This is a genomic window from Pseudomonas sp. (assembly GCF_049300855.1).
In the GTDB taxonomy this organism is placed as follows: Bacteria; Pseudomonadota; Gammaproteobacteria; order Pseudomonadales; family Pseudomonadaceae; genus Aquipseudomonas.
The window spans coordinates 36,733-62,840 of sequence record NZ_JBAQKH010000054.1 but is presented as its reverse complement, the minus strand read 5'-3'; the positions used below and the strand labels follow the sequence as shown (position 1 = coordinate 62,840).

The 26,108-nt window shown below is 59.9% G+C and carries 25 protein-coding genes and 1 pseudogene; 12 read left to right on the top strand and 14 right to left on the bottom strand.

All coding sequences use genetic code 11. The features are described from left to right. The first annotated feature begins 59 nt into the window (after window positions 1-59). Window positions 60-632, top strand: a complete 573-nt coding sequence (locus WA225_RS25495) for a xanthine phosphoribosyltransferase (RefSeq protein ID WP_122842209.1) — start codon at window positions 60-62, stop codon at window positions 630-632. A gap of 137 nt (window positions 633-769) precedes the next feature. On the opposite strand, the gene WA225_RS25490 is transcribed toward WA225_RS25495, so the two are convergent. From WA225_RS25490 to dadA, 6 genes are all read right to left on the bottom strand, one after another. Then, window positions 770-2,692, bottom strand: a complete 1,923-nt coding sequence (locus tag WA225_RS25490; RefSeq protein ID WP_422610131.1) for an acetyl-CoA hydrolase/transferase C-terminal domain-containing protein — start codon at window positions 2,690-2,692, stop codon at window positions 770-772. A gap of 317 nt (window positions 2,693-3,009) precedes the next feature. Continuing rightward, window positions 3,010-3,426 carry a c-type cytochrome gene (locus WA225_RS25485; RefSeq protein ID WP_422610382.1) on the bottom strand — a complete coding sequence of 139 codons (417 nt, stop codon included), beginning with the start codon at window positions 3,424-3,426 and terminating at the stop codon, window positions 3,010-3,012. A 181-nt stretch (window positions 3,427-3,607) separates the two neighbouring features. Beyond that, window positions 3,608-4,156, bottom strand: a complete 549-nt coding sequence (locus tag WA225_RS25480; protein ID WP_025112726.1) for a cupin domain-containing protein — start codon at window positions 4,154-4,156, stop codon at window positions 3,608-3,610. Window positions 4,157-4,244: 88 nt separating this feature from the next. Continuing rightward, window positions 4,245-5,318 carry an alanine racemase gene (gene alr / locus WA225_RS25475; RefSeq protein WP_422610381.1) on the bottom strand — a complete coding sequence of 358 codons (1,074 nt, stop codon included), beginning with the start codon at window positions 5,316-5,318 and terminating at the stop codon, window positions 4,245-4,247. 93 nt (window positions 5,319-5,411) lie between these two features. Continuing rightward, on the bottom strand, window positions 5,412-5,765 hold the full coding sequence (locus WA225_RS25470) for a RidA family protein (protein ID WP_034152045.1): 354 nt from the start codon (window positions 5,763-5,765) through the stop codon (window positions 5,412-5,414). Further along, a complete protein-coding gene (dadA, locus tag WA225_RS25465) occupies window positions 5,737-7,041 on the bottom strand; it encodes a D-amino acid dehydrogenase (protein ID WP_016985828.1) in 1,305 nt (434 codons plus the stop codon). The genes WA225_RS25470 and dadA overlap by 29 nt, the downstream gene beginning before the upstream one ends. A gap of 156 nt (window positions 7,042-7,197) precedes the next feature. Here dadA and WA225_RS25460 point away from each other — a divergent pair, with 156 nt between their 5' ends. Next, complete coding sequence (locus WA225_RS25460) at window positions 7,198-7,686, top strand: Lrp/AsnC ligand binding domain-containing protein (protein ID WP_003177284.1); 489 nt, start codon at window positions 7,198-7,200, stop codon at window positions 7,684-7,686. A 110-nt stretch (window positions 7,687-7,796) separates the two neighbouring features. On the opposite strand, the gene WA225_RS25455 is transcribed toward WA225_RS25460, so the two are convergent. Next, the gene (locus tag WA225_RS25455) at window positions 7,797-8,150 is read right to left on the bottom strand and encodes a YkgJ family cysteine cluster protein (RefSeq protein WP_038359217.1); all 354 of its coding nucleotides are present in this window, start codon (window positions 8,148-8,150) and stop codon (window positions 7,797-7,799) included. Between the two features lie 148 nt (window positions 8,151-8,298). Here WA225_RS25455 and WA225_RS25450 point away from each other — a divergent pair, with 148 nt between their 5' ends. Beyond that, on the top strand, window positions 8,299-9,609 hold the full coding sequence (locus WA225_RS25450) for an NAD(P)/FAD-dependent oxidoreductase (protein WP_422610130.1): 1,311 nt from the start codon (window positions 8,299-8,301) through the stop codon (window positions 9,607-9,609). A 142-nt stretch (window positions 9,610-9,751) separates the two neighbouring features. On the opposite strand, the gene WA225_RS25445 is transcribed toward WA225_RS25450, so the two are convergent. After that, window positions 9,752-9,997 carry a DUF1127 domain-containing protein gene (locus WA225_RS25445; RefSeq protein ID WP_422610129.1) on the bottom strand — a complete coding sequence of 82 codons (246 nt, stop codon included), beginning with the start codon at window positions 9,995-9,997 and terminating at the stop codon, window positions 9,752-9,754. A 179-nt stretch (window positions 9,998-10,176) separates the two neighbouring features. Between WA225_RS25445 and WA225_RS25440 the strand changes: the two genes are divergently transcribed. Together WA225_RS25440 and WA225_RS25435 are read left to right on the top strand one after the other, a co-directional pair. Beyond that, window positions 10,177-11,598 (top strand): PLP-dependent aminotransferase family protein, encoded by a 1,422-nt coding sequence (locus tag WA225_RS25440; protein ID WP_422610128.1) that lies wholly within the window; start codon window positions 10,177-10,179, stop codon window positions 11,596-11,598. Between the two features lie 60 nt (window positions 11,599-11,658). Beyond that, window positions 11,659-13,227, top strand: a complete 1,569-nt coding sequence (locus WA225_RS25435; protein WP_422610127.1) for a phospholipase D family protein — start codon at window positions 11,659-11,661, stop codon at window positions 13,225-13,227. A 71-nt stretch (window positions 13,228-13,298) separates the two neighbouring features. On the opposite strand, the gene WA225_RS25430 is transcribed toward WA225_RS25435, so the two are convergent. Both WA225_RS25430 and WA225_RS25425 read right to left on the bottom strand, forming a co-directional pair. Then, entirely contained in the window at window positions 13,299-14,444 is a 1,146-nt protein-coding gene (locus tag WA225_RS25430) for an MFS transporter (RefSeq protein WP_422610126.1), read from the bottom strand. Between the two features lie 188 nt (window positions 14,445-14,632). Continuing rightward, a complete protein-coding gene (locus tag WA225_RS25425; protein ID WP_016985821.1) occupies window positions 14,633-16,126 on the bottom strand; it encodes an aldehyde dehydrogenase in 1,494 nt (497 codons plus the stop codon). Between the two features lie 237 nt (window positions 16,127-16,363). Between WA225_RS25425 and WA225_RS25420 the strand changes: the two genes are divergently transcribed. Next, complete coding sequence (locus tag WA225_RS25420) at window positions 16,364-16,726, top strand: cupin domain-containing protein (protein ID WP_242207825.1); 363 nt, start codon at window positions 16,364-16,366, stop codon at window positions 16,724-16,726. Between the two features lie 207 nt (window positions 16,727-16,933). Here WA225_RS25420 and rpmG read toward each other — a convergent pair whose 3' ends face one another. Beyond that, window positions 16,934-17,089 carry a 50S ribosomal protein L33 gene (rpmG, locus tag WA225_RS25415; protein WP_003177274.1) on the bottom strand — a complete coding sequence of 52 codons (156 nt, stop codon included), beginning with the start codon at window positions 17,087-17,089 and terminating at the stop codon, window positions 16,934-16,936. An 11-nt stretch (window positions 17,090-17,100) separates the two neighbouring features. Then, window positions 17,101-17,334, bottom strand: coding sequence for a 50S ribosomal protein L28 (gene rpmB, locus WA225_RS25410; RefSeq protein WP_007920377.1), 234 nt, complete (start codon window positions 17,332-17,334; stop codon window positions 17,101-17,103). A gap of 448 nt (window positions 17,335-17,782) precedes the next feature. Between rpmB and WA225_RS25405 the strand changes: the two genes are divergently transcribed. After that, the gene (locus WA225_RS25405) at window positions 17,783-19,369 is read left to right on the top strand and encodes an ABC transporter substrate-binding protein (protein ID WP_422610125.1); all 1,587 of its coding nucleotides are present in this window, start codon (window positions 17,783-17,785) and stop codon (window positions 19,367-19,369) included. Between the two features lie 64 nt (window positions 19,370-19,433). Here the strand turns inward: WA225_RS25405 and radC are convergent, their stop codons facing one another. Continuing rightward, window positions 19,434-20,108, bottom strand: coding sequence for a RadC family protein (gene radC, locus WA225_RS25400; RefSeq protein ID WP_422610124.1), 675 nt, complete (start codon window positions 20,106-20,108; stop codon window positions 19,434-19,436). Between the two features lie 135 nt (window positions 20,109-20,243). On the opposite strand from radC, the gene coaBC reads away from it, so the two are divergent. The 4 genes and pseudogenes from coaBC (at window position 20,244) to argB (ending at window position 24,479) form a co-directional block, all read left to right on the top strand. Beyond that, the gene (coaBC, locus tag WA225_RS25395; protein ID WP_422610123.1) at window positions 20,244-21,452 is read left to right on the top strand and encodes a bifunctional phosphopantothenoylcysteine decarboxylase/phosphopantothenate--cysteine ligase CoaBC; all 1,209 of its coding nucleotides are present in this window, start codon (window positions 20,244-20,246) and stop codon (window positions 21,450-21,452) included. Between the two features lie 5 nt (window positions 21,453-21,457). After that, window positions 21,458-21,913: a dUTP diphosphatase gene (dut, locus tag WA225_RS25390; RefSeq protein ID WP_041476635.1), complete on the top strand. Its 456-nt coding sequence runs from the start codon at window positions 21,458-21,460 to the stop codon at window positions 21,911-21,913. A gap of 266 nt (window positions 21,914-22,179) precedes the next feature. Then, window positions 22,180-23,556, top strand: a pseudogene (locus WA225_RS25385) (phosphomannomutase/phosphoglucomutase); the annotation flags it as partial. A gap of 17 nt (window positions 23,557-23,573) precedes the next feature. Further along, complete coding sequence (gene argB / locus WA225_RS25380) at window positions 23,574-24,479, top strand: acetylglutamate kinase (protein WP_003229488.1); 906 nt, start codon at window positions 23,574-23,576, stop codon at window positions 24,477-24,479. Window positions 24,480-24,562: 83 nt separating this feature from the next. On the opposite strand, the gene pyrE is transcribed toward argB, so the two are convergent. Then, a complete protein-coding gene (pyrE, locus tag WA225_RS25375) occupies window positions 24,563-25,207 on the bottom strand; it encodes an orotate phosphoribosyltransferase (RefSeq protein ID WP_008078597.1) in 645 nt (214 codons plus the stop codon). Between the two features lie 82 nt (window positions 25,208-25,289). On the opposite strand from pyrE, the gene WA225_RS25370 reads away from it, so the two are divergent. Then, window positions 25,290-26,069: an exodeoxyribonuclease III gene (locus WA225_RS25370; RefSeq protein WP_007920349.1), complete on the top strand. Its 780-nt coding sequence runs from the start codon at window positions 25,290-25,292 to the stop codon at window positions 26,067-26,069. Window positions 26,070-26,108 lie beyond the last annotated feature (39 nt).

Genomic DNA, 26,108 nt, shown 5'->3' with positions numbered 1-26,108 from the left:
AATTGACCACTTTTTTTACTAGACCTTCGGCGCACCAAGCGCCAAAAGAGGACAGCTTCATGGAAGCATTGCAGCAGAAAATCCGCGAACAAGGCATTGTGCTTTCCGACCAGGTCCTGAAGGTCGACGCCTTCCTGAACCACCAGATCGACCCGGCCCTGATGAAGCTGATCGGCGACGAATTCGCCTCGCTGTTCAAGGACTCGGGCATCACCAAGATCGTCACCATCGAAGCCTCGGGTATTGCCCCGGCGATCATGACCGGTCTGAACCTCGGCGTGCCGGTGATCTTCGCCCGCAAGCAACAGTCCCTGACCCTGACGGAAAACCTGCTGTCGGCGACCGTTTACTCGTTCACCAAAAAGACCGAAAGCACCGTGGCCATCTCGCCGCGTCACCTGACCAGCAGCGACCGCGTGCTGATCATCGACGACTTCCTGGCCAACGGTAAGGCCTCGCAGGCGCTGATTTCGATCATCAAGCAAGCCGGCGCGACCGTTGCCGGTCTGGGCATCGTCATCGAGAAGTCGTTCCAGGGCGGCCGCGCCGAACTGGACTCGCAGGGCTATCGCGTTGAATCGCTGGCCCGCGTGAAATCGCTGAAGGATGGCGTCGTCACCTTCATCGAATAACCGCTGAAAGCCGCAAGCTCACCGCAATACCTGTGGGAGCGAGCTTGCTCGCGAAGGTGTCAGATCAGTCCCCTTTTCAGTGACTGACTAACCGCTTTCGCGAGCAAGCTCGCTCCCACAGGTTTTTTTGTCGTTTGTTACTGCGCGGTGGCCTTCAAACCTGTGAGGAGCAGGCGCTGGAAGAGGTCTTCTTTCAAGCCTTCCGGATTTGTGAGTTGCATGCGCTCAAGATGCTCGGGATACAGCGATGCCTCCGGCGCATCGAGCGCTGCCTTGCCCAGCTCCAGAATCTCGGTGAGTTTGAATTTGCTCTTCAGCCAGTTCAGCGCGCGCAGCAAATCCCGTTCGATCGCCGTAAAATCACAGCCCAGCGGATACTCCGGAAACAGGTTCGGATGCCGTGCGGCAATCGCCTGCAAACGCTGCGGCGTGTTGTCGGCAAAGCGTGGGTCGAGGCGGAAATCCTTGGGCAGTTTGCCAACCTTTTGCGCTTGCTCGATCAAGCCCTGCTGGAAGCGTGAGTCGCTGATATTCAGCAGTGACTCGATCACCACCGCGTCGGATTTACCGCGCAGGTCGGCAATGCCGTACTCGGTCACAACGATATCGCGCAGATGCCGTGGAATCGTGCAGTGGCCGTACTCCCAGACAATGTTGGAACTGACATCACCACCCGATTCACGCCAGCTGCGCAGGATCAGAATTGAGCGCGCATCGTGCAGCGCATGCCCCTGCGCGACGAAGTTGTACTGCCCGCCGACGCCACTGAGCACGCGCCCGTCTTCCAGTTGATCCGCCACGCCCGCGCCCAACAACGTCATGGTGAACACGGTGTTGATGAACCGCGCATCAAGGCGCTGCAAACGCTTGAGCTCTTCCTGCCCGTACAACTCGTTGATGTAGCTGATGCGGGTCATGTTAAATTCGAGGCGTTTGCTCTGCGGTAAGTCGCGCAAACGCTCGTAAAAACTGCGCGGGCCAAGGAAGAAACCGCCATGCACCGAGATGCCGTCAGTCTGCGCGGCCTCATCGAGGGTGCCGGCATTGGCCTGTTCCTGCGTCAGCACATCCGGGTAGACCTTGCGCCGGATGATCCCGGCATCCGCCAGCACCAGCAGGCCGTTGACGAACATTTCGCTGCAACCGTACAGGCCTTTGGCGAAGGGGCCGGTGCCGCCTTCGCGATTGATCAACTGCGCCCATTGGCTGAGGTTGATGTCGTCGAGCAGCGCTTTATAGCCGGCATTATCGGCTTGACGTGCGAGCAGTGCGGCAGTCAGCGCATCGCCCATCGAGCCGATGCCGATCTGCAACGTACCGCCGTCGCGCACCAGGGTGCTGGCGTGCAAACCAATGAAATGATCCTGAAACCCCACCGGCATGTTCGGTGTGGAAAACAGTGTGCTGCTGTCTTTCTCGTCGATCAGCAGGTCGAAGGTGTCGATATCGACTTCGGCATCGCCGGGCATGTATGGCAGATCGGTGTGCACTTGGCCGACCAGCAAAATGGTCTCGCCGGCGTCGCGGCGCTTGGCGATCATCGGCAACAGGTCGAGGGTGATGTCCGGGTTGCAGCTCAGGCTCAGGCGATCCGGATGTTCGCTGCTACTGGCGAGCAATTGCGCTACCAGATTCAGCCCGGCGGCGTTGATGTCGCGCGCGGCGTGGCTGTAGTTGCTGCTGACGTAATCCTGTTGAGCCGGCGCGCTGTTGAGCAGACTGCCGGGCTGCATGAAAAACTGTTCGATGCGGATGTTGGCGGGCAGGCTGTCGCGATGCAGGTCGGCAAGGAAATCGAATTCCGGATAATCACCGAAGACGCGCTCGACAAAGGGTTCGATGAAGCGCTTCTGCAAACCATCCCCTAGGTTCGGACGGCCAAGGCACAGCGCGGTATAGATCGTCAGTTGCCGCTCGGGCAGGCTTTTGATCCGCCGGTACAGCGCGTTGACGAAGTGATTGGGTTTGCCCAGGCCCAGCGGCATGCCCATGTGGATATGCGCCGGCAACCGCGCCAGCACGTCATCCACTGCCTGTTCGATCGAACACAACTGCACCATCTGAAGCCTCCTGCCCGTTCCGTGAATAGGGGTAGACCGAGCTTGCCTTGAGTTTGCTGCAATGAACAGAGTCAGATTCCCCTCACCCTAACCCTCTCCCGGAGGGAGAGGGGACTGAATGGGGGATATTGGGGAGGTGCGCCGACGTGAACCTGCTTCGCCGAATCCATAATCGCAAAGGTCTCTCAGGTCGATGTAGAGCGCCAGACACCTCGGTCGGCTCCCTCTCCCTCCGGGAGAGGGCTGGGGTGAGGGGTTCTTGAATCGCGCCCACAAAAAAACCGTCCGAAGACGGTTTTTTTCATCAGAAGCGCGGCTTATTTCAGGCCAGACATCTTCTGAATCGCGCCCTTCAGCTCGTCATCCGAGCAATCGGCGCAGGTGCCTTTTGGCGGCATGGCGTTCAGGCCGGTAATGGCTTTGGCCAACAGACCGTCGAGGCCGCCCTGGTGATCGGCGCGGTCTTTCCAGGCGGCGGCATCACCGATTTTCGGCGCGCCCAACAGGCCCGTACCGTGGCAAGCATTGCAATGCTTGGCAATCACCTCATCCGGGGTTTTCGCCCCGCCACCGCCGCCTGCGGAAGCGGCCACTTCCATCCCCTTGCATTCCTGCCCTTGCACACACACCTGGCCGACAGGCTCGAGGCGCTTGGCAATGTCGTCATTCGTCGCAGCTTGAGCGCTGACAGCCCAGAGGGCCAGTACGGTTGCTGGTGCGGCCAGCATTTTCATAATTAGGTTCACGCGTTCACCCTCAATGGTGGCTATTCACGCCTGCGGCCACGGTTCGCAGGCGGGCGGAAGTATAGCGGGTAGCCCGCCACACTGAAACAACCCCATAGTCGAAGGGGTTATACCGCACGGTAGAAAAACTCTCCGGATGCCTTTGCCATCATGGCTTGGCACCTCTTTGTTAAAAATTCGCCGGCGTGGCTGCGCTGATTAGTCGCGCAGGCAAGTCGAACGGATTACGAAAACGGTGCGGCTTGGTACTTTCAAAGTAGTAGCTGTCGCCGGCTTCGAGAATAAAAGTTTCCAGGCCCACCACCAGTTCCAGACGACCTTCCACCAGAATCCCGGTTTCCTCGCCTTCATGGGTGAGCATTTCTTCGCCGGTGTCGGCGCCCGGCGGGTAGATTTCATTGAGGAAGGCGATGGCGCGGCTGGGGTGCGCGCGGCCGACCAGTTTCATGGTCACGGCGCCGTCGGAAATGTCGATCAGCTCGTTGGCCTTGTAGACGATCTGGGTCGGGATTTCCTGCAGGATTTCTTCGGAAAAGAACTCGACCATCGACATGGGAATGCCGCCCAGTACCTTTCTCAACGAACTGATCGAAGGGCTGACGCTGTTCTTTTCGATCATCGAAATGGTGCTGTTGGTGACGCCCGCGCGTTTGGCGAGTTCACGCTGGGAAAGCCCTTTGAGCTTGCGGATCGATTGCAGTCGTTCACCGACGTCCAAGGCGCGAGCCTCCTGATGTTGTAAGAATATTGAGCGTTATCATGGCGACAGCGTTCAGTATTTACAACACTTGGCCCGCGCAGCGGCGTCAACCCTCGGAATAGAGCCTTGGCACTCGACGCAGGTTGCAGAAGATCTGGTACGGGATGGTGTCGGCCCACTGCGCCACTTCACTGGCGAGGATGTTTTTGCCCCACAGTTCGACGGTCGAACCGAGGTCGGCTTCCGGCACATCGGTGAGATCGATGCAGAGCATGTCCATTGAGACTCGACCGAGAATACGGCTACGTTTACCCGCCACCAAAACCGGCGTACCGGTCGGTGCCTGACGTGGGTAGCCATCGGCATAACCCATGGCGACCACGCCGATGCGCATCGGTTTGTCGGTGATGAATTTGGCGCCGTAGCCGATCGGCTCGCCGGCCGGCAACTCACGCACGCAGATGACTTTCGACTCCAGGGTCATCACCGGTTGCAGACGATCCGCCACGGCGTTGGCTTCTTCGAACGGGGTCGCGCCGTACAGCATGATGCCCGGACGTACCCAATCGCTGTGAATCTGCGGCCAGCCGAGCACGGCCGGCGAGTTGCGCAGGCTGACTTCGGCGGCGAGACCGTGCCGCGCCGCTTCGAATACCGCGACCTGATCGGCGCTGCTTTGCTCGTGCAGCTCATCGGCGCGGGCGAAGTGGCTCATCAAGACGATTTTCGCCACTTTGCCGCTGGCCAGCAGACGCTGATAAGCCGCCGCATAATCCTTCGGATGCAGACCCACGCGGTGCATGCCTGAATCGAGCTTCAGCCACACCGTGATCGGCTTGCTCAGGGTCGCCTGCTCGATCGCTTCGAGCTGCCACAGCGAATGCACCACGGTCCAGAAATCATGCTCGACGATCAACGCCAGCTCATCGGCCTCGAAAATCCCTTCCAGCAATAACACCGGCGCGCGAATGCCGGCGGCGCGCAGCTCCAAAGCCTCCTCGATGCAGGCAACGGCAAACCCGTCGGCCTCGGCTTCCAGCGCCTGGGCGCAACGCACTGCGCCATGGCCGTAGGCGTCCGCCTTGATCACCGCAAGCGCCTTGGCGCCGGTGACTTCGCGGGCAATTCGGTAGTTGTGGCGCAGGGCTTCTAGGTCGATCAGGGCACGGGCAGGACGCATGGCGGCAGACTTCTGGGCGGTCATGGGAAGAAAAACCGGCGCCGACTGACGACGTGAACCGCCAACAGCGCCGGGAGAGGGATCTTTAAACAGTTACGGCAGCGCGGCGACGATAGAGATTTCTACCAGAATGCTCGGCTTGGCCATCTTCGCTTCGACGGTGGCACGGGCCGGTGCGGCGCCTTTTGGCAGCCACTGATCCCACACCGAGTTCATCCCGGCGAAGTGCGCCTCGATGTCGTTCAGGTAGATCGTCGCCGAGAGCAGGTGTTGTTTGTCGGTGCCGGCCAGATCAAGCAAACGCTCGATATTGGCCAGTACGTCGCGGGTCTGCTGTTCAATTCCGGCATCGAAGTCGTCGCCGACCTGCCCCGCCAGATACACGGTGCCGTTGTGGCTGACGATCTGACTCATGCGCTCATTGGTGAGCTGGCGCTGGATTGACATGTTTTGCGGACTCCTGGGTCTTGTTGCCGTAACGGGAAATATCGAGGCCTTCGGCGCTGATCTGTGGCTTTTTCTTCGCCATCAGGTCGGCCAGCAAACGGCCGGAACCGCACGCCATGGTCCAACCGAGGGTGCCGTGACCGGTGTTGAGGAACAAATTCTTGAACGGCGTGGCGCCAACGATCGGCGTGCCGTCCGGGGTAGTCGGACGCAGACCGGTCCAGAAGCTCGCCTCAGCCAGATTACCGCCCTGAGGATAAAGGTCGTTGACGATCATCTCCAGAGTTTCGCGGCGGCGCGGGTTCAGCGACAGGTCAAAACCGGCGATTTCGGCCATGCCGCCAACGCGGATACGGTTGTCGAAACGGGTGATCGCGACCTTGTAGGTCTCGTCGAGAATGGTCGAAGTCGGGGCCATCGCCGGGTTGGTGATCGGCACGGTCAGCGAGTAACCCTTGAGCGGATACACCGGGGCCTTGATGCCCAGCGGCTTGAGCAATTGCGGCGAGTAGCTGCCGAGGGCCAGCACGTAGCGGTCGGCGGTTTCCAGCTTGCCGTCGATCCACACGCCGTTGATGCGATCACCGGCGTAGTCGAGTTTCTGGATGTCCTGGCCGAAACGGAATTCCACACCGAGCTTCACGGCCATTTCGGCGAGGCGCGTAGTGAACATCTGGCAGTCACCGGTCTGGTCGTTCGGCAGGCGCAGGGCACCGGCAAGAATATCGGTGACACCCGCCAGCGCAGGTTCGACCCGGGCGATGCCGGCGCGGTCGAGCACTTCAAACGGCACGCCGGACTCTTTCAGCACGGCGATGTCTTTGGCGGCGCCATCGAGCTGCGCCTGGGTGCGAAAAAGTTGAGTGGTGCCGAGGCTGCGGCCTTCGTAGGCGATGCCGGTTTCGGCGCGTAGTTCGTCGAGACAGTCGCGGCTGTACTCGGACAGACGCACCATGCGCTCCTTGTTCACCGCGTAACGGTTGGCGGTGCAGTTGCGCAACATCTGCGCCATCCACAGGTACTGGTCGATGTCGGCGGTGGCTTTGATCGCGAGAGGGGCGTGGCGTTGCAGCAGCCACTTGATCGCCTTGAGCGGCACGCCCGGCGCGGCCCACGGCGAGGCGTAGCCCGGCGAGACCTGGCCGGCGTTGGCGAAACTGGTCTCCATGGCCGCAGCGGGCTGCCGGTCGACCACCACCACTTCAAACCCGGCACGGGCCAGATAGTAAGCACTGGCGGTACCGATGACGCCGCTACCCAAGACCATTACGCGCATTTTTGTATCCCTCATCGCGGCAGGGCCGCGTACGTCTGTTATTAGAGCAATGATGGGCGCAGTGTAAAAAAGAAATGCCAGTGCTTTTCACTATATAAGCGCCTATATTTGGCGACAATTCTCGGCAAAAACCCCTTTCACAGAGGCGCATCCCCTATGCGTACCAACACTCAGACCAAACGTGAGCTGGACAAGATCGACCGCAACATCTTGCGGATCCTGCAGGCGGACGGGCGGATTTCCTTTACCGAACTCGGCGAAAAGGTCGGGCTCTCGACTACGCCGTGCACCGAGCGGGTGCGGCGTCTGGAGCGCGAAGGGATCATCATGGGCTACAACGCCCGGCTGAATCCGCAGCATTTGAAGGGTAGCTTGCTGGTGTTCGTCGAGATCAGCCTCGACTACAAATCCGGCGACACTTTCGAGGAGTTCCGACGCGCGGTGCTGAAATTGCCGCACGTGCTGGAATGTCATCTGGTGTCAGGGGACTTCGACTATCTGGTGAAGGCGCGGATTTCCGAGATGGCCTCGTACCGCAAGCTGCTGGGCGACATTCTGTTGAAGCTGCCGCATGTGCGCGAGTCGAAGAGTTATATCGTCATGGAAGAGGTTAAGGAGAGCTTGAGCTTACCTATTCCGGATTGAAGATCGGTGGCGCTCCATTCGCGAGCAAGCTCGCTCCCACAGGGGAATGCATTCCAAATGTGGGAGCGAGCTTGCTCGCGAAAGCGGCGCCTCGGTCCCAAGCGAACGCGTTAAACCAGCACCTGCCGATTCGCCGCCATGTATTCGAATATCTGCTTCTCGACCCGAGGATGAATCAGCTCCACCGGCCGCCGCTCATTCGGGCAAGGCAAAGTCTTGGTCGTGCCAAACAGCCGGCAAATCAACGGCCGCTCTTCATACACCGTGCAGCCATTCGGCCCCAGGTGCACACAGTTCAGCTCCTCCATCGCCGCATCCTGCTCAGCGCGGGTCTTGCGCGGCAGGCGCGCCATTTCTTCCGGCGAGGTGGTCACCGGCCCACAGCAATCGTGGCAGCCGGGCACGCACTCGAACGAGGGGATTTGCTGGCGCAAGGTGCGGACTGTCTGGCTGTTGCAGCTCATCGAAACGGTAACCAAGGTGAAATAGGCGGCAATTGTGCCGCAAAAGCCGTGATCCAGACACCGCAGGCCGACCAGTGTTGCCCCCGTTCGGGCGTGCGGCTTATGCTCCGTCAAATTTTCTCGACACCTCAGCCGTTGGATGACGCCCATGACCGCCCGCGCCCACTCCCCCGCGAGCCAACCTCACGTTGCCTCTTACTACGCCGTCAGCAGCCTGCCGCAGCCAGATCACCCGCTGCTGCAAGGTGAAGTGATCGCCGACGTCTGCGTGGTCGGTGGTGGTTTTTCCGGGTTGAACACCGCGCTGGAACTGGCTGAACGCGGGCTCAGCGTGGTGCTGCTGGAAGCGCACAAGATCGGCTGGGGCGCCAGTGGCCGCAACGGTGGGCAGTTGATTCGCGGCGTCGGCCACGGCCTCGATCAGTTCGCCAACGTCATCGGCAGCGAAGGCGTGCGCGCAATGAAACTGATGGGTCTGGAAGCGGTGGAAATCGTCCGTCAGCGGGTTGAGCGCTTTCAGATTGCCTGCGACCTGACCTGGGGCTACTGCGACCTCGCCAACAAGCCTGCCGACCTTGAAGGCTTTGCCGAAGATGCCGAAGAACTGCGCGGCCTCGGCTATCGCTACGAAACCCGTTTGCTGCAAGCCAACGAGATGCACACGGTGGTCGGTTCCAAGCGTTATGTCGGCGGCTTGATCGACATGGGTTCCGGGCATCTGCATCCGCTGAACCTGGCCTTGGGCGAAGCGGCAGCCGCGCAGCAGTTGGGCGTAAAACTGTTCGAACATTCGGCAGTGACGCGTATCGATTACGGCCCTGAAGTGAAAGTTCACACGGCGCAAGGCTCGGTACGTGCGAAGACCCTGGTGCTCGGCTGCAATGCCTATCTCAATGGCCTGAATCCGCAACTCAGCGGCAAAGTCCTGCCCGCCGGCAGCTACATCATCGCCACCGAGCCGTTGAGCGAAGCGCAGGCGCACAACCTGTTGCCGCAGAACATGGCGGTCTGTGATCAGCGTGTCGCGCTGGATTACTACCGGCTCTCGGCGGATCGGCGTTTGCTGTTTGGTGGCGCCTGCCATTACTCAGGACGTGATCCAAAAGACATCGCGGCGTACATGCAGCCGAAGATGCTCGAAGTGTTTCCGCAACTGGCCGGGGTGAAGGTCGATTATCAGTGGGGCGGCATGATCGGCATCGGCGCCAACCGTTTTCCGCAGATCGGCCGGCTCACGGACCAGCCGAACGTGTATTACGCCCAGGCCTATTCGGGCCACGGGGTGAATGCCACGCACCTGGCGGGCAAGTTGCTCGCCGAGGCGATCAGCGGGCAGCACAGCGGTGGCTTTGATCTGTTTGCCAAGGTCCCGCACATCACCTTCCCGGGCGGCAAGCATTTGCGTTCGCCGTTGTTGGCGTTGGGGATGTTGTGGCATCGCCTCAAAGAGTTGGTCTGATGGTTTTGCGGCGTGCTTGAGGCCGCCATCGCTGGCAAGCCAGCTCCCACACTGATCGTGGATGTTCACAACATTTGTGTTCACACAAAACCTTGTGGGAGCTGGCATGCCAGCGATGAGGCCGGCAAGAACAATACAGATCTCAGATCCGCCAGAACGGCTTCAACCCCTCCTCCTGCGCCTGCTCACGGGTCAGCCCGATGTCCTTGAGCTGATCCGCCGTCAGCGCCAGCAATGCCTTGCGCGTGTGCAGACGATGCCACATCAGACCCCAGCGACTCAGGCCGGACGGTGCGTTACGCATGATCTCGTTGCGCGCACGATCCTTCTGCCCTGCCGCCAGTTCCTGACTGTGTAACGTCAGCCGCACATCGCTCAAGCCGTTCATTTTTGTCGCTCCTGTTTACTTGGGTAGCCAGAGATTCCATGATGCGCGGGACGACAAAAGCATTACAGATTCAAAGCCACTGTATTAACTCCATACAGATTTGCCGCTTTATCGACTGAATTGTCGATTTCTGTCGCATCTGTACTGGTTTCACGAACCACCTGCACCGAGGCTCCGCCATGACCCTTTACGTAAACCTCGCCGAATTGCTCGGCACGCGCATCGAACAGGGTTTCTATCGTCCGGGCGACCGGCTGCCATCGGTGCGTGCTCTGAGCGTCGAACACGGGGTCAGCCTGAGCACGGTGCAGCAGGCTTATCGCGTGCTCGAAGACAGCGGCCTGGCCACGCCGAAACCCAAGTCCGGCTACTTTGTCCCGGTCGGCCGCGAACTGCCCGAGCTACCCGCCGTGGGCCGTCCGGCGCAACGGCCGGTAGAGATTTCGCAATGGGATCAGGTGCTGGAGCTGATTCGCGCGGTACCGCGCAAGGATGTCGTGCAACTGGGGCGCGGCATGCCGGACATCAGTTCACCGACCATGAAACCGCTGTTGCGTGGACTGGCGCGGATCAGCCGGCGCCAGGACATGCCCGGTCTGTATTACGACAACATCCACGGCACCCTCGAACTGCGCGAGCAGATCGCGCGGCTGATGCTCGACTCCGGCTGTCAGTTGAGCGCCAGCGATCTGGTGATCACCACCGGTTGCCACGAAGCCCTGTCCACCAGCATCCACGCAATCTGCGAGCCGGGCGACATCGTCGCGGTCGATTCGCCAAGCTTTCACGGCGCCATGCAGACGCTGAAAGGCTTGGGCATGAAAGCCCTGGAAATCCCCACCGACCCGCTCACCGGCATCAGCCTCGAAGCCCTGGAACTGGCGCTGGAGCAATGGCCGATCAAGGTCATCCAGATCACCCCCAACTGCAATAACCCGCTCGGCTACATCATGCCGGAGTCGCGCAAACGCGCCCTGCTCAACCTCGCGCAGCGCTTCGACGTGGCGATCATCGAGGACGATGTGTATGGCGAACTGGCTTACACCTACCCGCGCCCGCGCACGATCAAGTCCTTTGACGAAGATGGCCGCGTGCTGCTCTGCAGTTCGTTTTCCAAGACCTTGGCGCCGGGGCTGCGGATTGGCTGGGTCGCCCCGGGCCGCTATCTGGAACGGGTGCTGCACATGAAATACATCAGCACCGGATCAACCGCGCCACAGCCGCAGATCGCCATTGCCGAATTTCTCAAGTCCGGGCATTTCGAACCGCATTTGCGGCGGATGCGCACGCAATACCAGCGCAATCGCGACATGATGATCGATTGGGTCACGCGCTATTTTCCGGCCGGCACGCGCGCCAGCCGCCCGCAAGGCAGCTTCATGCTGTGGGTCGAATTGCCGGAGGGCTTCGATACCTTGAAACTGAATCGTGCGCTGCACGATCAAGGCGTACAGATCGCTGTCGGCAGCATCTTTTCCGCTTCGGGCAAGTACCGCAATTGCCTGCGCATGAACTACGCTGCCAAACCAACACCGCAAATCGAAGACGCGGTGCGCAAAGTCGGCGCGACAGCGATCAAACTATTGGCCGCAACCGACTGACCTTTCTGCAGAGCCCAGCGTCCATATGCCGACCCTTGCCGCCAATCGGAACGATCCTACGTGAGCTTCAGACAGTCCCTACCCGCTCTGCTGTTACTCGCCTCGTTCCTGAGTGGTTGTGCCACCCTCGACGTGCCGCGCGAACCCAGCCAGGCATTGCCCGCCTCCGACTCCAGCTTCGGCCGGTCGATCCAGGCACAAGCGGCGCCTTATCAGGGCCGCTCGGGTTTTCGCCTGCTGTCCAACAGCAGTGAAGCGTTTACCGCGCGCGCCGAACTGATCCGCAACGCCCAGACGAGCCTCGATCTGCAGTACTACATTGTCCACGACGGCATCAGCACGCGGATGTTGGTCGAGGAACTGCTCAAGGCTGCCGACCGCGGCGTGCGCGTGCGCATCCTGCTCGATGACACCACCAGCGATGGCCTCGACCAGATCATCGCTACGCTGGCGGCGCATCCGCAGATTCAGATTCGCCTGTTCAACCCACTGCATCTGGGTCGCAGCACCGGCGTCACCCGCGCGGCTGGTCGCTTGTTCAATCTGTCGCTGCAGCATCGACGCATGCACAACAAGCTGTGGCTGGCGGATAACAGCGTGGCCATCGTTGGCGGGCGCAATCTGGGTGACGAATATTTCGATGCCGAGCCGAACCTGAATTTCACCGACATCGACATGCTCAGCGTCGGGCCCGTGGCCGAGCAGCTCGGGCACAGCTTCGACCAGTACTGGAACAGCGCGCTGAGCAAGCCGATCGACGAATTCCTCTCCAGCCAACCGAGCGTCAAGGACCTGGAGAATACCCGCACACGCCTGGAAGAATCGCTGGAAGACACGCGCAAACAGAATCACGCGCTGTATCAGCAGTTGATGACGTTCAAGACCGCGCCACGCATGGATATCTGGCGCAAAGAGCTGATCTGGGCGTGGAATCAGGCGTTGTGGGATGCGCCAAGCAAAGTGTTGGCAAAGGGTGAGCCGGATTCACAGTTGCTGTTGACCACGCAACTGAGCCCGGAACTGAAAAACGTCAGCAAAGAACTGGTGATGATTTCGGCCTATTTCGTGCCGGGTCAACCGGGACTGGTCTACCTGACCGGGCGTGCCGATGCCGGTGTATCCGTGAGCCTTTTGACCAACTCGCTGGAAGCCACGGATGTACCCGCGGTGCATGGTGGATATGCGCCGTATCGCAAGGCGCTGCTGGAGCATGGAGTAAAATTGTATGAACTGCGGCGCCAGCCTGGGGATAACTACGGCAGTGGCCCGCATGTGTTTTACAGCAAGTCGTTTCGTGGTTCCGATTCGAGCCTGCACAGCAAAGCGATGATTTTTGATCGGCAGAAGTCGTTTATCGGCTCGTTCAACTTCGACCCGCGTTCGGTGCTGTGGAACACCGAAGTCGGGGTGTTGGTCGACAGCCCGGAACTGGCCGAACATGTGCGCGAACTGGCGTTGCAAGGCATGGCGCCGGCGTTGAGTTATCAGGCGAAATTGCAGGATGGCCAGATTGTCTGGGTCACCGAGGACAATGGTCAGATGCATACGCTAACCAAAGAGCCGGGGAGCTGGTGGCGACGGTTCAATGCGTGGTTCAGCACCACCGTGGGCCTTGAGCGGATGTTGTGAGCAAATAGAGTCTAACCGTGGCGAGGGCGCTTGCTCCCTCGCCACAGATCATCACTCAGTTCAGAATCAGGTCAGGCAGGTTCGGCCACAGTGCCAAATGCACCTTGCCGCATCAGTAGAATCACCAACCCAAACGCCCCTATCGCCATCAACAGCGGCAACGCATGCCCGCTGATCCACTGACTCCCCGCCCCCGCCGCCAACGGCCCGATCAGACAGCCTACGCCCCACAATTGCGCGATGTGAGCATTGGCACGCAGCAGCGCATCGTCGCGATAACGCTCGCCAATCAGAATCAGCGACAGCGTGAACAAGCCACCGGCACTCGCTCCGAACAGCACCCACAACGGCCAGATCAGCAGCGTATCGAGCAACAGCGGAATCGCCAGGCTCGACAGCATCAACACCACCGCGCAGCCGGCAAACAACGTGCGCCGCGACAGGTAATCGGCCAACGCGCCAATCGGCAATTGCAGCAACGCATCGCCGACCACCACGGTACTGACCATCGCCAGTGCGATCTCGGCAGTAAATCCCTGTTGCAGGCAGTACACCGGCAGCAACGTCAGGATCATGGCCTCGAACGCGGCGAACAATGAGACCGCCCAGGCAATCGCCGGCAACTCGCGGGCGAAGCCCCACAACTCCTTGAACGTTACGCTGCTGGCTTCACTGCTCGGCGCACCGCTGCGCCCCATTAGCAGCAGAGGCGACACCACCAGCAAAGCGACACCGACCCAGAAACCGTAATCGTGCTCGGTACCCAGCGCCCCCAGCAGCAATGGGCCAGACAGTTGGCTCAGCGCATAGCTGCTGCCATACAGCGCCACCAAGCGTCCACGCCAGTTTTCGACCACCAGTTGATTGATCCAGCTTTCACCGAGGATGAACACGATGGTCAGGATCACGCCGATCATCAGGCGCAGCACCAGCCAGATCGGGTAACTCGGCAACAGCGCCAACAAGCCGATCGACAACGCCCCGGCCCACAGGCACAGGCGCATCAGGTTCGCCGTACCGAAGCGTGCCGCCAGATGGCTGGATATCTTCGCGCCCAGCAACACGCCAATCGCCGGCATCGCTGCCATTACACCGATGGCGAAGGAACCGTAACCCCAACCCTCCAGACGCAATGACACCAACGGCATGCTGACCCCCAGGGCCAGACCGACACTCAAGACAGACGCCAACACGGCGAAATACGTCGCCCACCGCATGTTCCACGCTCCTGTGGATTATTTTTATGTGCACCACAAAACCACTGTGGGAGCGAGCTTGCTCGCGAATACGGTTTCACATTCAGCAGATTTGCTGACTGATACACCGCCTTCGCGAGCAAGCTCGCTCCCACAGGGGATCTCGGTCTGGTTTGGGAGCCTGATTGAATCAGGCTCCCCTCAGCGGCTTACAGCTTGATCCACGTCGCCTTCAGCTCGGTGTACTTGTCGAAGGCGTGCAGCGATTTGTCGCGGCCGTTGCCCGACTGCTTGAAACCACCGAACGGCGCGGTCATGTCGCCGCCATCGTACTGATTGACCCACACGCTACCCGCGCGCAGCGCCTTGGCAGTCAGATGCGCCTTGGAGATGTCCTGGGTCCACACGGCGGCGGCCAGACCGTACGGCGTGTCGTTGGCGATCTGGATCGCCTCTTCAGCGGTGTCAAAAGCAATGACCGACAGCACCGGGCCAAAGATCTCTTCCTGAGCGATCTTCATCGCGTTACTCACACCGTCGAAAATCGTCGGTTCAACGTAGGTGCCACCGGTTTCCTGCAGAATGCGCTTACCGCCAGCGACCAGTTTGGCGCCATCGGTATGCCCGGATTCGATGTACGACAGCACGGTGTTCATTTGCTGCGTGTCGACCAGCGCACCAACGTTGGTGGCCGGATCCAGCGGATTGCCCGGTTTCCAGGTTTTCAGCGCCTCGATCACCATCGGCAGGAATGTGTCCTTGATCGAACGCTCGACCAGCAGACGCGAGCCGGCGGTGCAGACTTCGCCCTGGTTGAAGGCGATGGCGCTGGCGGCAGATTCGGCGGCGGCTTGCAGATCCGGCGCATCGGCAAAGACGATGTTCGGGCTCTTGCCGCCGGCTTCCAGCCAGACGCGCTTCATGTTCGATTCGCCGGAGTAGATCATCAGTTGCTTGGCGATCTTGGTCGAACCGGTGAACACCAGCGTGTCGACATCGTTGTGCAGGGCCAGCGCCTTGCCAACGGTGTGGCCGTAGCCCGGCAGCACGTTGAGCACGCCTTTCGGGATACCGGCTTCAACGGCCAACGCAGCGATGCGGATGGCGGTCAGCGGGGATTTTTCCGACGGTTTGAGGATCACCGAGTTACCGGTCGACAGCGCCGGGCCAAGCTTCCAGCAGGCCATCATCAGCGGGAAGTTCCACGGCACGATGGCGCCGACAACGCCCACTGGCTCGCGGGTCACCAGGCCCAGTTGATCGTGCGGCGTGGCAGCGACTTCGTCGTAGATCTTGTCGATCGCTTCACCGCTCCAGCTCAGCGCTTGCGCCGCGCCCGGAACGTCGATGTACAGCGAATCGCTGATCGGCTTGCCCATGTCGAGGGTTTCGAGCAGAGCCAGTTCTTCGGCGTGCTGCTTCAGCAGACCGGCAAAACGGATCATGGTGGCCTTGCGTTTGGTCGGTGCCAGGCGCGACCACACGCCGGAATTGAACGTGGCGCGGGCGTTTTCCACAGCGCGCTGAGCGTCGGCGGCGTCACAGCTGGCAATCTTGCCGAGCAGACGGCCATCGACCGGGCTGATGCATTCGAAGGTCTCGCCGGAGACCGCGTCGGTGTATTCGCCATTGAGGTAGGCGCGACCTTCGATCTTCAGATCGCGGGCGCGTTGTTCCCAGTCGGCACGAGTCAGGGTGGTCATTTAAGTGTCCTCCTCTTGTTGAATACGAGCGCCGCGCGATCTTCGCCAGCGTCCTCAAAAATTCTGCCCGGCCAGCCTGCATTTCGGCCCAGGGCACCCGCCACCCTAAACCAGCGGCCGGGGTTGTTTCAATATATTTGACATAAGCGCGCTATACGGCCTTGCGGTGTTCATTTTAATAAACATAGACTTTCGCCCATTCCAACCATCGCGCCGTCATCACGGGAGAAAACAACAATGAACATCCAGAACGTCGTCGACATCAGCCTTACCAGCAGCGAAGCCGAGCGCTATCGCCCAGACCCGGCCAAAGTGCTCAAGGGCGATCCGGAGCAAGCGGTATTCCATCAATATGAAAGCCCTTGCGGGCAGATGGGCGTCGGCGTGTGGGAAGGTGCGGTCGGGCAGTGGACGGTGAATTACACCGAGCATGAGTATTGCGAGATCTTGCAGGGAGTTTCGGTGCTGCGTGATGGCGATGGCAATGCCAAGACGTTGCGTGTGGGAGACCGTTTTGTAATTCCGGCAGGGTTTCGTGGCACCTGGGAAGTGCTGGAGGCGTGCCGCAAGATTTATGTGATCTTTGAACAGAAAGCTTGAGGATTTTCGCTGGCTGATCCGGCCCTATCGCTGGCAAGCCAGCTCCCACAGGGGTAATTGGTGTTCACAAAATTTTGTTCAACACAAAAGCCTGTGGGAGCTGGCTTGCCAGCGATGAGGCCAGACCAGACACCGCAGAAACCCGAGACAACAAAAAAGGCCCGCATCGTGAGATACGGGCCTTTTTTGTAAGTCGGGAAAAATCAATTACTTGATTTTGCCTTCCTTGTAGATCACGTGCTTGCGAACAACCGGATCATATTTCTTGATCTCGATTTTGTCCGGGGTAGTACGCTTGTTCTTGTCGGTAGTGTAGAAGTGACCAGTACCGGCGCTCGAGATCAAACGAATCAATTCACGCATGATTAGCTCCCTTAAATCTTGCCATCGCGGCGAAGTTCGGCGAGCACGACAGTGATGCCACGCTTGTCGATGATACGCATGCCTTTGGCAGATACGCGCAGACGCACAAAACGTTTCTCTTCTTCAACCCAGAAGCGGTGATGCTGCAGGTTCGGCAGGAAACGACGACGGGTTTTGTTGTTTGCGTGGGAAATGTTATTCCCAGTCACCGGACCCTTACCGGTAACTTGACATACTCTCGACATGCCTCAGCCCTCTAAAACCACATGCCCAACCCGGCATGGGTTGGCCGCTTAATCTCTCAGTCATTTGGCGCCAGGCGCCGCGTTTCTTTAGAGGTCTTACCGGCTACACCTACAGTGAAGGAACCGGGCCCCTAGAAAAGAGCGCTGCTTTATACCAGAAAGACCGGGGTGCAACAACATTCAGTGTGCAATCAATCGCTAAAAAGGCGTTTTTTTGGTCTGCGAACGCTTTGGATAAAGGCCGGCATCGGTTTTTACCACTCGTCGCAGAAAATCGCCTGCGCGAGGGTTTCAGACTTTTTCCGGCGCGCCGCGGTCTGAAAAACCGCCATCACTGTGCCCCGAAAATGCAAAAAGGGGATAGTCATTTGTAATCCAGCCCTCTAGGGTAGGCCTTTTCCAGACTGCACTTGCAGATGGGCCTTCGATCTGTAAAAGGAAACCGACCATGCGCCTCGCTGCCCTACCCCTGTTGCTCGCCCCGCTCCTGCTGAGCCCTCTGGCCCAGGCCGCCGCGCTGAGCGTCTGCACCGAGGCCAGCCCGGAAGGGTTCGACGTGGTGCAATACAACTCGCTGACCACCACCAACGCCTCGGCCGACGTGCTGATGAACCGTCTGGTGGACTTCGACACCGCCAGCGGCAAAGTCGTGCCGAGCCTGGCCGACAGTTGGGAAGTCAGCACCGATGGCCTGACTTATGTGTTCAAACTGCATCCACAGGTGAAATTTCACACGACCGATTACTTCAAGCCGAGCCGCGAGCTGACCGCTGAAGACGTCAAATTCAGCTTCGACCGCATGCTCGACCCGGCCAACCCGTGGCACAAGGTCGCTCAAAGCGGCTTCCCGCACGCGCAATCGATGCAGTTGCCTGCACTGATCAAGAAGATTGACGCGCTTGATCCGCTGACCGTGCGCTTCACCCTTGATCACCCGGACTCGACGTTCCTGGCCACCCTGAGCATGGGCTTCGCTTCGATCTACTCCGCCGAATACGCCGACAAACTGATGAAGGCCGGCGCCACGGACAAGCTCAACAGCCAGCCAATCGGCACCGGCCCGTTCGTGTTCAACCGTTTCCAGAAAGACGCCGCGATCCGCTACAAGGCCAACCCGGACTACTTCGGCGGCAAGCCTGCGGTCGACCCGTTGATCTTCGCCATCACGCCGGACGCCAACGTGCGCCTGCAAAAGCTGCGACGCAATGAATGCCAGATTGCCCTGTCGCCAAAACCTTTGGACGTACAGGCCGCGCTGAAAGAACCGACGCTGAAAGTCGAAAAGACTGACGCGTTCATGACCGCTTTCGTCGGCATCAACAGCCAGCATCCACCGCTGGACAAACCAGAAGTGCGCCAGGCGATCAACCTCGCCTTCGACAAGGCCAACTACATCAAAGCCGTGTTTGAAGACACCGCCGAAGCCGCCAACGGCCCGTATCCGCCGAACACCTGGAGCTACGCGAAGAACTTGCCGGGTTATCCACACGACGTGGCGAAGGCCAAGGCGCTGATGGCCAAGGCCGGTTTGAAGGACGGCTTTCAGACCACCATCTGGACGCGCCCGTCGGGCAGCCTGCTCAACCCGAATCCAAGCCTCGGCGCGCAAGTGCTGCAATCGGATCTGGCGGAAATCGGCATTCAGGCGGAAATCCGCGTGATCGAATGGGGCGAGCTGATTCGCCGGGCCAAGGCCGGCGAGCATGATCTGCTGTTCATGGGCTGGGCCGGTGACAACGGCGACCCGGACAACTTCCTCACGCCGCAGTTTTCCTGCGCTGCGGTCAAGTCCGGGACCAACTTCGCCCGCTACTGCAACGCGGACCTGGACAAGCTGATCAGTGCCGGCAAGACCACCAGCGAGCAAGGCGTGCGCACCAAGCTGTATGAGCAGGCGCAGGCGCAGATTCAGCAGCAGGCGTTGTGGCTGCCGCTGGCGCACCCAACCGCTTATGCACTGACGCGCAAGGACGTGCAGGGTTACTCGGTAAGCCCGTTCGGCCGACAGGACTATTCCAAGGTCAACCTCAAGTAATTGCAACGATACCTGTGGGAGCTGGCTTGCCAGCTCCCACAGGGTTTTGCATTTTTCTGAAGAGTTACATCCAGCCACACTCCGCCATCGACAGCGGCTCGCCATCACCGATGATGAAGTGATCGAGCACCCGCACATCGATCAGCTCCAGCGCCTTTTGCAGGCGCTTGGTCAGCAAGCGATCAGCCTGACTGGGATCAGTATTCCCCGACGGGTGGTTATGGCACAGGATCACCGCCGCAGCGTTGTTGGCCAAAGCACGTTTAACAACCTCTCGCGGATGCACGCTGGTGTTGTCAATCGAGCCACGAAACAGCGCCTCGAAATTCAGCACCTGATGTTTTGAATCGAGAAACAGGCAGCCGAACACCTCATGGGGCTCATGCCGCAGCATGGCTTTGAGGTAATCACGGACCACCTGGGGATTCTCCAGCGCCGGTTTCTTGCGCATGCGCTCAGCCAGATGCCGCCGCGCCATCTCCAGCACCGCTTGCAGCTGCGCATACTTTGCCGGGCCCAAACCCAATTGCTCGCTGAACGCGGCAAGATCGGCTTCGAGCAAAACCCGCAGGCTGCCGAACTGGCTCAAAAGGTGTCGCGCCAAGTCCACAGCGCTTTTGCCGGAGACTCCGGTGCGCAGAAAAATCGCCAGCAATTCGGCATCGGAAAGGCTTCCCGAGCCCTGTTCAAGTAGCTTCTCCCGCGGGCGTTCCGCCGCAGGCCAATCACGAATACTCATACACATTCCCTGTCTGTGGGCGCCGCTGTTCCGTAGCGGTCGCTGTGATATCTTAGCCCATCTTTTTTGCGGGCGAATTCACCCTGGGGAGGGGGTTTCGCCACGTATGTCACCCACGAAATGAAAGGCAGACCTATGCAGCGGCTGTATCGGAAACGCATCGTTCTGGGCGTCGGCGGCGGCATCGCGGCCTACAAGAGCGCTGATCTGGTTCGTCGCCTGATCGACCAGGGCGCCGAAGTGCGCGTGGTCATGACCCATGGCGGCGCCGAGTTCATCACCCCGCTGACCATGCAGGCCTTGTCCGGCCACCCGGTGCATCTCGACTTGCTCGACCCGGCCGCCGAAGCCGCTATGGGCCACATCGAGCTGGCGAAATGGGCCGATCTGGTGCTGATCGCTCCGGCCACCGCCGACCTGATCGCACGTCTGGCCCAAGGCATTGCCAACGATTTGCTGACCACGCTGGTGCTGGCCACCGACGCTGTCGTTGCGGTTGCTCCGGCGATGAATCAGGCCATGTGGCGTGATCCAGCCACGCAGGCCAACCTGCAACTCCTGGAAAGCCGTGGCCTGAAGACCTTCGGCCCAGCCTCCGGCAGCCAGGCCTGCGGCGACGTCGGCATGGGCCGCATGATGGAAGCCACCGACCTCGCACAATGCGCGGCGGAATGCTTCCAGCGTCAGGCATTGACCGGCAAGCACGTGGTCATCACCGCCGGCCCAACCCAGGAAAACATCGACCCGGTGCGCTACATCACCAACCACAGCTCCGGGAAAATGGGCTTTGCCCTCGCCGAAGCTGCGGTGGAAGCCGGCGCCCGCGTCACGCTGATCAGCGGCCCGGTGCACTTGCCAACGCCAGATCGCGTTACGCGCATCGACGTGGTTAGTGCCCGCGACATGCTCGCGGCTTGCGAATCGGCGATCCCGTGCGACGTGTTTATTGCCTCGGCAGCGGTCGCGGACTACCGCCCAGAAGTGGTTGCCCCGCAAAAACTCAAGAAAGATCCTACGAGCGGCGACGGCTTCGTCCTGCAAATGGTGCGTAACCCGGACATCCTGGCCACCATCGCGACCCGTCCCGACCGTCCGTTCAGTGTCGGCTTCGCCGCCGAGACCGAACACCTGCTCGACTACGCTGCACGCAAGCTGAAGGACAAGAATCTCGATTTGATCGTCGCCAACGACGTCGCCAACCCGAGCATCGGTTTCAACAGCGAAGAAAACGCCTGCAGCGTGATTGACCGTGCGCTGCACGCCACGGTTTTCGCCCAGACCAGCAAGAGCAAGATCGCTCGCCAACTGGTCACCTTTATCGCCGAACGTCTGAACCAGGTTTAATTTACATGCACGCTTTGCAAGCCAAGATCCTCGACCCACGCATCGGCAGCGAATTCCCGCTGCCGCAATACGCCACCCCGGGCTCCGCCGGCCTCGACCTGCGCGCCATGCTGGAGCAGGACATCGTGATCAAGCCGGGTGAAACCGTACTGATTCCGACCGGTCTGTCGGTTTACATCGGTGACCCGAACCTCGCCGCGCTGATCCTGCCGCGCTCGGGCATGGGCCATAAACACGGCATCGTGCTGGGCAACCTCGTCGGCCTGATCGACTCCGACTACCAGGGCCCGCTGATGGTGTCCTGCTGGAACCGCGGCCAGAGCGATTTCACCATGACCGTCGGCGAACGCCTGGCGCAGCTGGTGCTGGTGCCTGTCGTACAGGCGCACTTCGAAATGGTTGAAGAGTTCGTCGAAACCGAGCGCGGCACCGGCGGGTTTGGCCACACCGGCACGAAGTAACCGGATAGAAATTATTGTGGTGAGGGGATAAATCCCCTCACCACAAAAAATGCACGACATCGGCAGCAGGTTTTCACACCGTAAATCAAGGTTTTGCCGGCCGAAAGCCACGCCAGTCGAGGCGTCATGGCCCTTTCGCACCACGAACTCTCTGTCGAAAACGCCGTCATACCCTTCAGTTTGAGCCTGCCGTCGAACGATTCGTCGGTCTGTCCCGCCCCTTTCGAGATGGAGCATTTGTGCAGATGAGCACCCCAGCCAAGATCGCCCCGAAGCTGCCCGACAGCATTTTTCGCGCCTATGACATTCGCGGCACCGTGCCGGAATTCCTCAATGCCGAAACCGCTTACTGGATTGGCCGCGCCATCGGTTCGCAGAGCCTCGCCCAAGGCGAGCCGAACGTTTCCGTCGGTCGCGACGGTCGACTGTCCGGCCCTGAGCTGGTTGCCGAACTGATTCGCGGTATTGCCGAGAGTGGCTGCCACGTCAGCGATGTCGGCCTGGTGCCGACGCCGGCGCTGTATTACGCCGCCAACGTGCTGGCCGGCAAGTCCGGGGTCATGCTCACCGGTAGCCACAACCCGTCGAACTACAACGGCTTCAAGATCGTCATCGCCGGCGACACCCTCGCCAACGAACAGATCCAGGCCCTGCACGAGCGCCTCAAGAGCAACAATTTGAGCAGCGGCACCGGCAGCGTCACCCAGGTCGAAATCCTCGACCGCTATAACACCGAAATCGTCCAGGACATCAAACTGGCGCGGCGCATGAAAGTGGTAGTCGACTGCGGCAATGGCGCGGCCGGCGTGATCGCCCCGCAACTGATTGAAGCGCTGAACTGCGAAGTCATCCCGCTGTTCTGCGAAGTCGACGGCAACTTCCCCAACCACCATCCGGATCCGGGCAAGCCTGAAAACCTCGTCGACCTGATCGCCAAGGTCAAAGAAACCAACGCCGATATCGGTCTGGCGTTCGACGGCGACGGCGACCGTGTCGGCGTAGTGACCAACACCGGCAGCATCGTCTATCCGGATCGTCTGCTGATGCTGTTTGCCCGTGACGTGGTCGCGCGCAACCCGGACGCGGAAATCATTTTCGACGTCAAATGCACCCGTCGCCTGGTGCCGCTGATCAAGGAATACGGCGGTCGCCCGCTAATGTGGAAGACCGGTCATTCGTTGATCAAAAAGAAAATGAAACAATCCGGTGCGCTATTGGCCGGTGAAATGAGCGGGCACATCTTCTTCAAGGAGCGCTGGTTCGGTTTCGACGACGGTATCTACAGCGCCGCACGGCTGCTGGAGATCCTCAGCAAGGAAAAATCCACCGCGGAAGAACTGTTTGCGACCTTCCCGAATGATATTTCTACGCCGGAAATCAATATCCATGTGACCGAAGAGAGCAAATTCAGCATCATTGATGCACTGCACGACGCACAATGGGGCGCAGGCGCTGACCTGACCACCATCGACGGCGTGCGAGTCGATTACGCCAAAGGCTGGGGCCTGGTGCGCGCGTCCAACACCACGCCGGTGCTGGTGCTGCGCTTCGAGGCCGATGACGAGGCTGAATTGCAGCGCATCAAGGACGTGTTCCACGCCCAATTGAAACGCGTTGCACCTGATCTCCAACTACCGTTCTGATCCACCCGGAGCCCTGCATGACCCTCGAACGCGAAGCCGCCGCCCATACCGCCCAGGTCCTGTCCGAAGCGTTGCCTTACATCCGACGTTATGTCGGCAAGACCCTGGTGATCAAATACGGCGGCAACGCGATGGAAAGCGAGGAGCTGAAAACCGGCTTCGCCCGCGACATCGTCTTGATGAAAGCCGTGGGCATCAACCCGGTGGTCGTGCACGGTGGCGGCCCGCAGATCGGTGACCTGCTCAAGCGTCTGTCGATCGAAAGCCACTTCGTCGATGGCATGCGCGTTACCGACGCCGCGACCATGGACGTGGTGGAAATGGTCCTCGGCGGCCAAGTCAACAAAAGCATCGTCAACCTGATCAACCGTCACGGCGGTAGCGCCATCGGCCTGACCGGTAAAGATGCCGGGCTGATTCGCGCGAAGAAACTGACCGTCACCCGTCAGACCCCGGAGATGACCCAGCCTGAAATCATCGACATCGGTCAGGTGGGCGAAGTGGTCGGCATCAACACCGAACTGCTGAATTTGCTGGTCAAAGGCAACTTCATCCCGGTCATCGCGCCGATCGGCGTCGGTGAGAACGGCGAGTCGTACAACATCAACGCTGACCTGGTGGCCGGCAAAGTCGCCGAAGCGCTGAAAGCCGAGAAGCTGATGTTGCTGACCAACATCGCCGGCCTGATGGACAAGTCGGGCACCGTGTTGACCGGTCTGAGCACGCAACAGGTCGACGATCTGATCGCCGACGGCACCATTTACGGCGGCATGCTGCCGAAGATCCGCTGCGCACTGGAAGCGGTTCAGGGCGGCGTGGGCAGCTCGTTGATCATCGACGGTCGTGTACCGAACGCGATCCTGCTGGAAATCTTCACCGACACTGGTGTGGGTACGCTGATCAGCAATCGCAAGCGTCCTTAAGCGCAGACGCAAACAAAAAAGACCCCGCTCAGCCTGACTGAACGGGGTCTTTTTTTGCCCTGCGCTCCCACAGTGCTTCGCCGCTAGACGCCAAATTGGGCGCGATAGGCTTCCACGGCTGGCAAGTGTTGCTTGAGCTGTGGATCATCAGCGAGGAATTCCAGCACCTGATTCAGCGAAACAATGCTGATCACCGGGATACCGAAATCACGCTCGACTTCCTGAATGGCCGACAACTCACCGTTGCCACGCTCCTGACGGTTCAGCGCAATCAGCACGCCCGCAGCCTTGGCACCGTCCTGGGAAGCGATGATCTGCATCACTTCGCGGATTGCCGTACCGGCCGTGATTACGTCATCAATGATCAGCACATCGCCAGTCAGCGGCGCGCCGACCAGGCTGCCGCCTTCGCCGTGGGCCTTGGCTTCCTTGCGGTTGAAGCACCACGGCAGATCACGGTCGTGATGCTCGGCCAGTGCCACAGCGGTGGTCGCCGCCAACGGGATGCCTTTGTAGGCCGGGCCGAACAGAACATCGAAAGGAATGCCGCTCTCAGCGATGGCTGCCGCGTAGAAACGCCCCAGCTGCGCCAGGGCCGACCCCGAGTTGAACAGGCCGGCATTGAAGAAGTAAGGACTGGTGCGCCCGGACTTCAGGGTGAACTCACCGAAGCGCAAAACGCCGCGATCGATGGCAAAACGAATGAAATCGCGCTGATACGCTTGCATGAAAAAAACCCCAAATACCACGGATTTAGCTAATTAGCTTGACGCCGTGTATCATACACGCACGCGATTTTTGGGGCCATTTATGCGGATCATCAGTGTGAACGTCAATGGTATTCAGGCTGCAGTCGAGCGTGGTTTGCTCAGTTGGCTGCAAGCACAGAATGCCGACGTCATCTGCCTGCAGGACACCCGTGCCTCCGCCTTTGAACTGGATGACCCAGCCTTCCAACTGGATGGCTACTTCCTTTATGCCTGCGATGCTGAAGTCCCTGCCCAAGGCGGCGTGGCTTTGTATTCGCGGTTGCAACCGAAGGCTGTCATCAGCGGTCTCGGTTTCGAGACGGCCGACCGCTACGGGCGCTACCTGCAAGCAGATTTCGACAAAGTCAGTATTGCCACCTTGCTGCTCCCTTCGGGGATGAACGGCGATGAGGACTTGAACCAGAAGTTCAAGCTCATGGACGACTTCGGCAAGTACCTGGACAAACAGCGACGCAAACGTCGCGAGTACATTTATTGTGGCTCGCTGTACGTGGCGCAGCAAAAGCTCGACATCAAAAACTGGCGCGACAGCCAGCAATCCCCGGGCTTCCTGGCGCCAGAACGCGCCTGGATGGACGAGATTGTCGGCAACATGGGCTATGTCGATGCGTTGCGCGAAGTCAGCCGTGAAGGCGACCAGTACAGCTGGTGGCCGGACAACGAGCAGGCCGAGATGCTCAATCTGGGCTGGCGCTTCGACTACCAGATCCTGACCCCAGGGCTGCGCCGCTTCGTGCGCAGCGCACGCCTGCCACGTCAGCCACGGTTCTCGCAGCATGCGCCGCTGATCGTCGACTACGACTGGACGCTGACCATCTAAGCGTCGTTTCGCGGCTAAAAAATGCCCGTATCGCAAGAT